Source organism: Lacrimispora sp. (assembly GCF_032078915.1).
Taxonomy (GTDB): Bacteria; Bacillota; Clostridia; order Lachnospirales; family Lachnospiraceae; genus Lacrimispora.
In genome coordinates this window covers 9,938-21,018 of sequence record NZ_DAMAUN010000059.1, presented here as the reverse complement: position 1 = coordinate 21,018, position 11,081 = coordinate 9,938, and the positions used below count along the sequence as shown (strand labels likewise).

Genomic DNA, 11,081 nt, shown 5'->3' with positions numbered 1-11,081 from the left:
ACATGCAGGGCAGAAGAAAGGCGGCCGCCGCCGCGCTGATCCTTTTGTTTGCCATCCTTGCCGTTTTGATCCTTCTTCCCATCTGGGTGCTGTTCGTAGCCAGCTTTAAACCGGGCAGTGATCTGCTGCAATACGGCCTTAACCTGGATATACGCTTTTCAAGAATGAGTCTGGATAACTATATCCTTTTATTCGCAGGGCAGCATGAATACTGGAAATGGTTCTTTAACAGTATCTGCCTTACCGTTGTCACGGTGGTGAGCACTTTGCTTGTAAGCTCCTTTGTGGGATATGGATTTGCGGCTTATGAATTCAAAGGAAAGAAGGCTCTGTTCGTCATCGTTCTTCTGATCCTCTCCATTCCCTTGGAGGTAGTCATGCTTCCCCTGTATAAACAGATGTCCGGCTGGAAGATGATGGACAGCTATGCCGCCATTATTCTTCCCTTTGTTGCCCATGCTTCCACGATCTTTTTCTTCCGCCAGTATCTTTTGAGTATTCCGGGGTCCCTTTTAGAGGCTGGAAGGATCGACGGCGCCACCGAGTACGGGATTTTTTACAGACTGGTCGTTCCTCTGATGAAGCCTGCATTTTCCGCCATGGCCATTCTCAACGGAATGAATGCATGGAACAATTACCTGTGGCCTCTTCTGGTGATCCGGTCTTCTGAAAAGTATCCCCTGACCCTGGGCTTAAATACGCTCATCAATCCTTATGGAGACAATTACAGCCTTTTGATCGTGGGTTCTGTTTTTTCAGTGGTACCCATATTCCTCCTGTTTGTAACATTCCAGAAATACTTTATTGAAGGTATGATGGCAGGGGCTGTGAAAGGGTAGAGGTGGCAGGAGATGGACAGCCGTAATTTAAATAAGACCCCTTATAATGAGCCTTTCATTGCCCGGAGAGCAGATCCTTATGTTTACCGTCATGGAAACGGAAGCTATTATTTTACCGCATCAGTGCCGGAATACGACCGGATCATCCTTCGCCGTTCGGATACGATCCTGGGATTAAAGGCTGAAAAGGAAGTGACCATCTGGGAAAAGCATGAGAAAGGGATCATGAGCGCCCATATCTGGGCCCCGGAGCTTCATTATATGGAAGGCAGGTGGTACGTTTATTTTGCAGCGGGGGATTCGGATAATGTTTGGGCGATCCGTCCTTATGTGCTGGAATGCAGGGAACAAGACCCAATGACAGGAACCTGGAGGGAGTTAGGCATGATGCAGCCCTTTGATGATTTTTCATTTCAGGATTTTTCCCTGGATATGACGGTTTTTAATCATAACGGGAACTGGTACTGCATCTGGGCGGAAAAGGTCAGCGTGGGAAAGAAGATTTCAAACCTGTACATAGCCAGAATGGAGACGCCGTGGAAGCTCTCATCGGAACAGGTGACTCTTTCCACTCCTGACTATGACTGGGAAAGGGCAGGGTTCTGGGTCAATGAAGGACCGGCGGTTATAAAGCATGGAGACAGGATCTATGTCACTTATTCTGCCAGTGCTACAGGGGCTTGCTACTGCATGGGGCTTTTAAGCATAGATGCAGATGCAGATTTACTGGACCGGAATGCATGGAAAAAGGACCGGGAACCTGTATTTAAGTCCGCGCGGGAAGCCGGAATTTATGGTCCGGGACATAATTGTTTTGTGAAAGATGAAGACGGTCTTCAGGATATTATGGTATATCATGCAAGGCAGTACGATGAAATCACCGGAGACCCCCTCTATGATCCCAATCGGCATACTTATATGATGAAGGTTGGCTGGGGAGATCATGGTCCGGTATTTGACTGGAAGAATTATATGAGATAATAAAAGGAAAAATCAGCATTTTACAGGCATTTTGTCAGCCTGGGGAGTGCTGGTTTTTTCCATCCTTTCATTAATTTGTAAGAACTGGTAAGGGTTTTGTCAGAACTTGTCCGAAAGCTTTAGGGAAATATAAGGAATTATTCCTATTTTTAGTGGAACTCTATGATACAATTTAATCAGTGTTATAACATATCATATAACGAGAACCCCTTCTAGGGATATCTGTATGCCCGCGAAGCATGGGCGAAAAAGAGGAAACACCCTGCGGGTTTACCTGTATGCCCAAATAGAATGGGCGAAAAAGTGAAAGGAGACAGTGAATCTATGAGAATTGGAGCATTTATAAGAAGAATTTTATTTTTACTGATGACGGTATGTCTTTTGGCCGGATTCACTGTGGCATATAAAGGATATGAGATGTACCGGGAGGCTCTTTCGGAAACCGGGCTTCAGGACCGGGTGGAGGCGATTCGGGATAAGGAAGGGTATACGGAATACGAAAACCTGCCCCAGATTTATGTAAATGCAGTCATATCCGTTGAGGATCACCGTTTTTACCGCCATAACGGGATCGACTTTATTGCCATAGCCAGGGCCGCTGTAAACGATATCAGAGCCGGGCGGTTTGTGGAAGGCGGAAGCACCATAACCCAGCAGCTTGCTAAGAACTTATATTTTGACCAGGAAAAAGAGATTGCCAGAAAGGCGGCTGAAGTGTTCATGGCCTATGATATTGAGAGAAATTATACCAAGGATGAAATTTTTGAACTGTATGTAAACTGTATTTATTTTGGAGACGGATATTACAGCGTGGGCGCTGCCAGCGAGGGCTACTTTAAAAAAGGGCCGGAGGAAATGACGGAGTATGAGAGTACTCTCTTAGCCGGTGTTCCCAATGCCCCTTCCAAATACGCTCCGTCGAAAAATCCTGTTCTGGCGGAGAAACGGCAGATGAAGGTTCTTCAAAGAATGGAGAAGTGCGGATATTTTTCGGCGCAAGAAGCGGAGACCGTTGCGGAGCAGATGGTGGCCATTCGATGATTTTTGCTTGATGAATGGAAGGGCAGAGAGTATAATGGAGGTGTTACATATACTTTTTTCACCTACAAAAGAATGGAGGTATCTATGTCCATCAGACAGTTTACAGGCAGACGTTTAAATGAATATGCAGAGAATTACGTTGTATTTGATTTGGAAACAACAGGCATCAGTGCCGAAGAAGATTCCATTATAGAGATTTCTGCGATCAAAGTGAAGGGGCATGAGCCTGTTGCCGAATTTAATACATTGGTTAATCCTGGAACCCATATTCCGGCCGGTGCTACCAATGTTAATGGAATTACAGATGATATGGTAAGGGAGGCGCCTGGACTAAAGGAGGTTTTACCGGAGTTTCTTTCCTTTATCGAAGGGGAAATTCTGGTAGGGCACAATATTCAGTCCTTTGACTTGCTTTTCCTGTACAGGGCTGCAGAGGAGCTTTTGGGAAGAGAGGTGGCAAATGATTACGTTGACACCCTTTTTATGGCAAAAGCCTGCTTACCCCAGCTAAACCGCTACCGCCTTACGGATATTTCGGCGTATTTCCATATTGATACAGATGGAGCCCACCGGGCACTTAATGATTGTGTCATGAACCAGAGATGCTATGAGCATATGGGGAAACTGAATCATAAAGAAGAGGCTGAGATCTGCCCCCAATGCGGCGGAGTGCTTAGGCGCCGCAGCGGAAAATTCGGGGAATTTTATGGCTGTACTAATTTTCCGCAGTGCCGTTTTACAAGGAATGTTTAAGCAGCTGGTTTAAAGTGTTATTTCTGCAAACAATGAGCCGGGCGCAGGAATGCATGCATCCGAAGGATGCATAGACTTATTACATAATGGAAGAAAGGGGAAACGGTATGGAAGATAAAAATCTATATAATAAGATCATGCTGATTGTACTTTGTCTGATCATGGTTTTGCTTTGTGCCGGTATGTACAGCTGGTTCCATGAAGGGAGTGCAGCGCCGGAAATGGAAGTGCCCCGGGAAAAGGTCCAGGTCCTTCAATTTGAATTCCGGGAGCCGGGAAGGCTTCCGGAGTCCATCATTTTGGAGGAAGACGGAATATGCAATTTATAATCGAAAGGGCAGTCCCTGCGGATTATCAGACCTTTGCTGACGTGATGCAATCGGTTTGGAAGCAAATCCGGCATAAGGACTGGTTTGTTGCCGATGATTCGGAATACACCTGCCATGCGCTCAAAGAGGGAAACGGAATCGGTTTTAAGGCTTTTGAAATAGATTCCGGGGCCCTGGCAGGTGTTTTTCTTGCTGCTTTGCCGGGAAGCGGGGCAGAAAACCTTGGCCGGGACATCGGTCTTCCCGAAATGGAACTGGGAAAAGTCGCCCATATGGAGTCGATCGCCATTCTTCCTGAATACCGGGGGAACGGCCTTCAGTATTCCATGATGAAGACCGCTGAGGAAGAGCTTAGGAAACAGGGCTATCGGTATCTGATGTGTACGGTTCATCCGGAAAACAGATACAGCAAAAACAACATAATCAAACAGGGTTACGAGGTTGTCCTGACCAAAGAAAAGTACGGCGGATATGTAAGGGATATCTTATTAAAGAAACTTTTCTAAAATAACGGAGTTTTGCAAACGTTTGCTTAAAAAATCGTTGACGTTTGGGTGATTTTTACGTATACTTTTCCTAAGGGCGACAGAAGTCACCAACGGATAGAATACATAAAAGAAACAATTTTAAAAACAGATACCAGGAAGGTATGGGTATCCCCAAGGGATACGTATGGCTGTTTCTGGTATCTGTTTTTTTGCAGAAATACCGGATCGATGATAACGCTTATGGAGGAGAAAAACGATGAGAAAGTATAGATGGGGGATTGCTGCGGCTTTGGTACTGTCTGCCATGGCTATGAACGGCTGCGGAAAGGCCGGCGGGACACAGGCACAGACAGTGTTAGAGTCAGTAGATTCAGATGATACCGGGAAAAACGACAGAGTCGTTGTGGTAATGGGTGTCAGTTCAGAGCCAGAATCAGGATTTGATCCGGCTTATGGCTGGGGAGCCGGGGAGCACGTCCATGAACCTTTAATACAAAGTACGCTTACGGTCACTGATAAGGATTTAAACATTGACTATGATCTGGCAACGGACTTGAAAGTAAGCAGCGACGGCATGACCTGGACCGTAAAGATCCGGGATGACGTGTTTTTTACGGATGGGGAAAAGCTGACCGGGCAGGATGTGGCATTTACTTATAATACCTTGAGAGATACCAGCTCTGTGAATGATTTCACAATGCTTGACAAGGCAGAGGCAGTGGATGACACGACCGTGGAGTTCCATATGAAGCATCCCTATTCCATCTGGCCATACACCATGGCTGTGACAGGAATCGTTCCGGAACATGCATATGGACCGGATTACGGGGAACACCCCATTGGATCCGGCAGGTACATGTTAAAGCAATGGGACAGAGGACAGCAGGTGATCCTTAGTGCCAATCCGGACTATTATGGAGAAGCGCCAAAGATGAAACGGGTTACGGTCCTCTTCATGGAAGAGGATGGGGCCTTGGCGGCGGTCCAGTCCGGACAGGCAGATATTGCGTATACGGCTGCTTCCTACTCAGACCTTACGGTACCCGGGTATGGTCTTTTAGACTGCAAAACCGTGGATAACCGTGGATTTAACCTTCCCGCCATTCCCTCCGGAAGCGTATCGGAAGAGGGGATTCCTTTGGGAAATGACTTTACCAGTGATGTAAAGGTCAGAAGAGCGATCAACATTGGAATCGACAGGGAAGAAATGATAAATAACGTGCTGAACGGATACGGCAGTCCTGCTTACAGTGTCTGTGATAAAATGCCATGGTATGAGCTTTCTACAAAGACAGACTATGACCCGGAAGGGGCAGAGGCATTGCTTGATGAGGCAGGCTGGAAACTGGGCAGCGACGGAATCAGGGTAAAGGATGGTAAACGGGCGGAGCTTCAGTTCCTTTATCCGGCAGGAGATTCGGTAAGGCAGGCCATTGCGGCAGATACCATCAATCAGCTTAAAAAGCTGGGAATCGACGGGCAGATGGAAGGTGCAAGCTGGGATACCGCCTATGATAGAGCTCAGTCACAGCCTTTGATCTGGGGCTGGGGTGCTCATACTCCCATGGAGCTTTATAATATTTACCATACCATGAAGGAAACCGGGCTTGCAGCCTATTCCCCTTATGCCAATCAAAAGCTGGACCAGTACATGGATGAAGCTCTTGCAGAAAGTGATCTGGAAAAATCCTATGAGCTGTGGAAAAAGGCTCAGTGGGATGGAGAAACGGGCATTACCCAGAACGGAGATATTCCATGGATCTGGCTTGTGAATATTGATCATTTATATTGGGTAAGGGATGGCTTAAAGGTTGCGGACCAGAAGCTTCACCCCCACGGCCACGGCTGGTCTATTGTAAATAACGTGGATCAGTGGAGCTGGGAACAATGAAAAGCGGCCGGCCCCAAAGAAAAGTCTTTTGGTTTTTACTGAAACAGCTCATACGGATGGCTGTCCTCCTTTTTCTGGTAAGCGCAGCAGCCTTTTTTCTGGTATCGGTTTCCCCTATTGATCCGTTAAAGGTCAATATTGGCCAGGCAGCTCTTGGCTCTATGAGCCAGGAGCAGATCGAAAAGCTTTCGGAATACTGGGGGACCGGCTTACCGCCGGCAGAGCGGTTCCTTTCCTGGGCCGGCGATTTTCTAAGGGGGGATATGGGAACCTCTCTTTTATACCGCCAGCCGGTTTCCCATGTAATTGGACAGAAGCTGTCAAATTCCCTGTGGCTGATGGCAGTTTCCTGGCTGGTTTCCGGAGGAGCCGGCTTTGTCCTTGGAACACTGGCAGGTGCAAACAGGGGAAAAGCGGTGGATAAGGTGATCTCCGCTTATGCTCTTATGACTGCAAGCACTCCGGCTTTCTGGCTGGCGCTGGTGCTTTTGATGGTGTTTGCTGTCTGGCTTAAGGTGCTTCCCATTGGACTAAGCGTCCCCATAGGCATGGAAGCGGCAGAGGTCACTGTGAAGGACCGGGTGGTGCATGGAATCTTGCCCTGCCTGACCCTTTCCATTACCGGAATGTCCAATATCCTTCTCCATACAAGAGAAAAGATGATCCAGGTTATGGAAAGTGATTATGTCCTCTTTGCAAGAGCGAGGGGAGAGTCCAAAAGCCAGATTGTCTTCCGGCACGGAATCAGGAACATTCTCCTGCCTGCCCTGACCCTTCAGCTGGCTTCGGTCAGCGAAATCTTTGGAGGCTCGGTTTTGGTGGAAGAAGTATTTTCCTATCCGGGACTGGGCCAGGCGGCTGTGACGGCCGGACTTGGCGGTGACATTCCTTTGCTTCTGGGGATCACGGTCATCAGTGCGGCTATTGTATTTACAGGAAATTTTATTGCAAACGTACTTTACGGCGTGGTGGACCCGAGAATGAGGAAAGGGAGGAAGGTCGCATGAAACAATGGAATGGCCGGAAGTCCATGGTATGCCTCCTGGTGCTATTCATCACCCTTTTGGCAGCAGTGACCATTGCCGGACAGCTTTACAGGACAGAGGCCCTTGTCACTGATTTTTCCAGAAAAAATATGCCGCCCTGCTTTGCTCATCCCTTTGGAACGGACTGGATGGGGCGGGATATGTTTGCCAGGACCATGACAGGTCTTTCCATGAGCATCCGCATTGGCCTTTTAACAGCAACGGTCAGCACCGTGATTGCCTTTTTCCTGGGGCTTTTTGCAGCATCCATGGGAAAGGCCGCGGATGGATTTGTGGTCGGGCTCATTGATCTTGTCATGGGGATCCCCCATATCCTCTTGCTGGTTTTGATCTCCTTTGCCTTGGGGAAGGGCTTTAAGGGCGTTGTGGTGGGAATTTCTTTGACCCACTGGACTTCCCTTGCCAGGCTGATCAGGGGAGAGGTTCTTCAGCTTAAGGAGAGCCAGTACATAAAAATCGCCCGTAAGCTTGGTCACGGCGGGTTTGAAACAGCCCTTAAGCATATGACGCCTCATTTAATTCCTCAGCTTCTTGTTGGGCTTGTGCTGTTATTTCCCCATGCCATCCTTCATGAGGCCAGCATCACGTTCCTGGGCTTCGGGCTTTCCTCAGAACAGCCTGCCATCGGCGTGATCCTGTCAGAGAGCATGAAATATCTTTCAATGGGGAAATGGTGGCTGGCGCTGTTTCCAGGAATATTTCTGGTTGCTGTTGTTTTGCTGTTTCATCTAACTGGAGAGATGGTGGGCAGGCTTATAGACCCGGGTGCCCTGCATCAGTAGGAGGAATGGATTGGAAGAGAAGAAAACGGTTCTGTCGGTAAAGAACTTATCAGTATCATTTACCCAATATGAACGGTGGATCAAAAGGACCACTCTTTTGGCTGTCAAGGACGTAAGCCTGACCGTGAGAGAAGGAGAACTGGTGGCAGTGGTGGGTTCCAGCGGTTCGGGGAAAAGCCTTCTGGCCCATGGAGTGCTGGGAATTCTGCCTTATAATGCGGCATGGTCCGGGGAAATATCTTATTATGGGGAGAAGCTTACGGAAAAACGGCTGGGACAGCTTCGGGGGAAGGAGATCGTTCTGGTCCCTCAAAGCGTTTCTTATCTGGATCCCCTCATGAAGGCGGGGCCTCAGATCAGGAAAGGAAAACGGGATCAGGGGAGTATGGGCGAAAGCCTTAAAACCCTTAAACGGTATGGGCTTGATGAGACTGTGGAAAAGCTTTATCCCTTTGAACTGTCAGGGGGAATGACCAGAAGGATCTTAATTTCCACTGCTGTCATGGAAAAACCTAAGCTGGTGATAGCGGATGAGCCTACACCGGGCCTGCATCTGGAGGCGGCAAAGCGGGTGTTGTCCCATTTTCGGGAAATGGCCGATGAAGGAGCCGGTGTGCTTCTCATCACCCATGACCTGGAGCTGGCACTGGAGGTCGCTGACCGGATTGTGGTATTCTATGCCGGTACCAGCGTTGAGGAAGCTTCTGCCGCTGATTTCAGAGAGGAAAGACTCCTTCGCCATCCATACTCAAAGGCCCTTTTCAGGGCTATGCCGGAGCATGGATTCCGGGCGGCACCGGGAGCCCAGCCTTATTTAAAGGACCGCCCCTTAAGCTGCCCCTATGCCCCCAGGTGTGAGTACCGGGAGGCAAGGTGTTTAAAGGAAGTGGAATACGTCGGCTTTGCTGGAGGAATGGTCCGGTGCGTAAAAGCAGAGGAGGGATAAGGTGAGGCTGGAAGCAAAAAACATATCATTCCGTTATGATAACGGGAATAAGCAGATATTAAATGATCTGACCATGTACATGGACAGCGGCGAACGTCTGGGGCTGATTGCTCCCAGCGGTTTTGGGAAGACCACTTGCTGCAAAATTCTTGCCGGATATGAAAAACCGGATCAGGGAGAGGTGTTTTTAGACGGGAAGCCCCTTTCTTCCTACAAGGGATATTGTCCGGTCCAGATGATCTGGCAGCATCCGGAAAACTCTGTAAACCCAAGGCTTAAGCTTAAGGAGGTTTTAAAGGAGGGGGATGGAGTGGAGGACCGGGTGATCGAAGGTCTGGGTATCGAACCGGAATGGTTAAACCGGTACCCTGCTGAGGTTTCGGGAGGCGAGCTTCAGCGTTTCTGCATTGCCCGGGCATTGGGTGGCGGAACCAGGTTTCTCCTTGCGGATGAGATCAGCACCATGCTGGATTTGATCACCCAGAGCCAGATCTGGAATTTTCTCATATCAGAAGTGGAGAGACGTAACATCGGCCTTTTGGTAGTCAGTCATTCCCAGGGCCTTTTAGAACGCGTATGCACAAGAAGACTTGATTTGCGCGGGAAATGAGCTAAGCAAAAACACACAAAGTGTGTTTTTCTTAGCATAAATGGAACATCGTAAGAGGAGGGAGTCGGGATCATGGATATTAGAGATATGCTTAACCTGGTAAAATCAGGGGAAATGGAAATTCAGGAAGCAGAACAGCTGTTAAAGGATCTTCCTTATGAGGACCTGGGTTATGCAAAGCTGGACCATCACAGGGCGCTTCGTTCCGGCTTTGGAGAGACGGTCTTTTGCCAGGGGAAGCCGGACCCATACCTGGTGGAGATTTATAGGAAATTCTATGAAAGAGACGGTGAAGTGCTGGGAACCAGGGCCTCAGAGGAGCAATTTGAACTGGTTAGATCCGTTGTGCCGGAGGTTCAGTATGATCCCATATCCAGGATCTTAAAGGTAGAGCGGACGGAAAAAGAAAGGAAGGGATGCGTGGCCGTCTGTACAGGCGGTACGGCGGACATCCCGGTAGCGGAGGAGGCGGCACAGACTGCGGAATATTTCGGCTGTTACGTAGACCGGATATACGATGTGGGAGTAGCCGGGATCCACCGTCTTCTGTCCCAGAGGGACAGGATCCGGAATGCCAGCTGCATTATTGCAGTGGCAGGAATGGAAGGGGCTTTGGGAACGGTGATCGCCGGGCTGGCGGACTGCCCGGTCATCGCGGTTCCCACCTCGGTAGGCTACGGAGCCAGCTTTCATGGGATCTCTGCTCTTCTTACAATGCTCAATTCCTGTGCGAATGGAATTTCCGTTGTAAATATTGATAATGGATATGGGGCAGGGTATCTTGCGACACAAATCAATCGACTGGCGGTGAAATAAGATGGGAAAAATACTGTATTTGGAATGTAACTCAGGAATCAGCGGTGATATGACGGTAGGCGCTCTTTTAGATCTGGGAGCAGATAAGCAGGCTTTTACAAAGGCTCTGCAAAGCCTGGGAGTGGACGGCTACCATCTTCACTTTGGCAGGACCAGGAAATGCGGACTGGATGCTTATGATTTTGATGTTCATATGGAACATGAAGGGCATGATCATGACCAAAGCCATGACTGCGGCTATGAGCATGATCACGACCATGATCATGACCAAAGCCACGGCCACGACCATAGTCATGGACATGATCATCCCCAAGTTCACCGGAATCTCCAGGATATATATGCAATCATTGACCGGCTGGATTCCAACAGCAGGGTAAAAGCATTGGCGAAGCGGATGTTTGATATTGTGGCAGAGGCGGAGTCAAAGGCTCATGGAATCCCTGTGGAAGAGGTCCATTTTCATGAGGTCGGAGCCATTGATTCCATTGTGGACATCATCGGTGTGGCGGTTTGTGTGGACAGCCTTGGCGTGGATGAGATCGTGGTATCTCCTTTGTCA

13 protein-coding genes are annotated in these 11,081 nt (G+C 48.7%); all 13 read left to right on the top strand.

Annotated elements, in window-relative coordinates:
* Positions 1 to 2 precede the first annotated feature (2 nt).
* On the top strand, positions 3 to 839 hold the full coding sequence (locus tag RT269_RS20280; protein ID WP_313185320.1) for a carbohydrate ABC transporter permease: 837 nt from the start codon (positions 3 to 5) through the stop codon (positions 837 to 839).
* 12 nt (positions 840 to 851) lie between these two features.
* A complete protein-coding gene (locus RT269_RS20275; protein ID WP_313185319.1) occupies positions 852 to 1,820 on the top strand; it encodes a glycoside hydrolase family 43 protein in 969 nt (322 codons plus the stop codon).
* Between the two features lie 324 nt (positions 1,821 to 2,144).
* Complete coding sequence (locus RT269_RS20270; protein WP_313185317.1) at positions 2,145 to 2,861, top strand: transglycosylase domain-containing protein; 717 nt, start codon at positions 2,145 to 2,147, stop codon at positions 2,859 to 2,861.
* A gap of 84 nt (positions 2,862 to 2,945) precedes the next feature.
* The gene (locus RT269_RS20265; protein ID WP_313185315.1) at positions 2,946 to 3,614 is read left to right on the top strand and encodes an exonuclease domain-containing protein; all 669 of its coding nucleotides are present in this window, start codon (positions 2,946 to 2,948) and stop codon (positions 3,612 to 3,614) included.
* Positions 3,615 to 3,721: 107 nt separating this feature from the next.
* Positions 3,722 to 3,943, top strand: coding sequence for a hypothetical protein (locus RT269_RS20260; protein ID WP_313185314.1), 222 nt, complete (start codon positions 3,722 to 3,724; stop codon positions 3,941 to 3,943).
* Entirely contained in the window at positions 3,931 to 4,449 is a 519-nt protein-coding gene (locus RT269_RS20255; RefSeq protein WP_313185313.1) for a GNAT family N-acetyltransferase, read from the top strand. Before RT269_RS20260 ends, RT269_RS20255 begins: the two co-directional genes overlap by 13 nt.
* A 238-nt stretch (positions 4,450 to 4,687) precedes the next feature.
* Positions 4,688 to 6,322: an ABC transporter substrate-binding protein gene (locus RT269_RS20250; protein WP_313185312.1), complete on the top strand. Its 1,635-nt coding sequence runs from the start codon at positions 4,688 to 4,690 to the stop codon at positions 6,320 to 6,322.
* On the top strand, positions 6,319 to 7,329 hold the full coding sequence (locus RT269_RS20245; protein ID WP_313185311.1) for an ABC transporter permease: 1,011 nt from the start codon (positions 6,319 to 6,321) through the stop codon (positions 7,327 to 7,329). Before RT269_RS20250 ends, RT269_RS20245 begins: the two co-directional genes overlap by 4 nt.
* Entirely contained in the window at positions 7,326 to 8,150 is an 825-nt protein-coding gene (locus RT269_RS20240) for an ABC transporter permease (protein WP_313185310.1), read from the top strand. The genes RT269_RS20245 and RT269_RS20240 overlap by 4 nt, the downstream gene beginning before the upstream one ends.
* A gap of 10 nt (positions 8,151 to 8,160) precedes the next feature.
* Positions 8,161 to 9,096 (top strand): ABC transporter ATP-binding protein, encoded by a 936-nt coding sequence (locus RT269_RS20235; protein ID WP_313185309.1) that lies wholly within the window; start codon positions 8,161 to 8,163, stop codon positions 9,094 to 9,096.
* Between the two features lies 1 nt (position 9,097).
* Positions 9,098 to 9,706 carry an ABC transporter ATP-binding protein gene (locus RT269_RS20230; RefSeq protein WP_313185307.1) on the top strand — a complete coding sequence of 203 codons (609 nt, stop codon included), beginning with the start codon at positions 9,098 to 9,100 and terminating at the stop codon, positions 9,704 to 9,706.
* Between the two features lie 72 nt (positions 9,707 to 9,778).
* Positions 9,779 to 10,522, top strand: a complete 744-nt coding sequence (larB, locus tag RT269_RS20225) for a nickel pincer cofactor biosynthesis protein LarB (protein WP_313185305.1) — start codon at positions 9,779 to 9,781, stop codon at positions 10,520 to 10,522.
* Position 10,523: 1 nt separating this feature from the next.
* The coding region (locus RT269_RS20220; RefSeq protein WP_313185304.1) for a LarC family nickel insertion protein at positions 10,524 to 11,081 on the top strand (558 nt) is incomplete at its 3' end.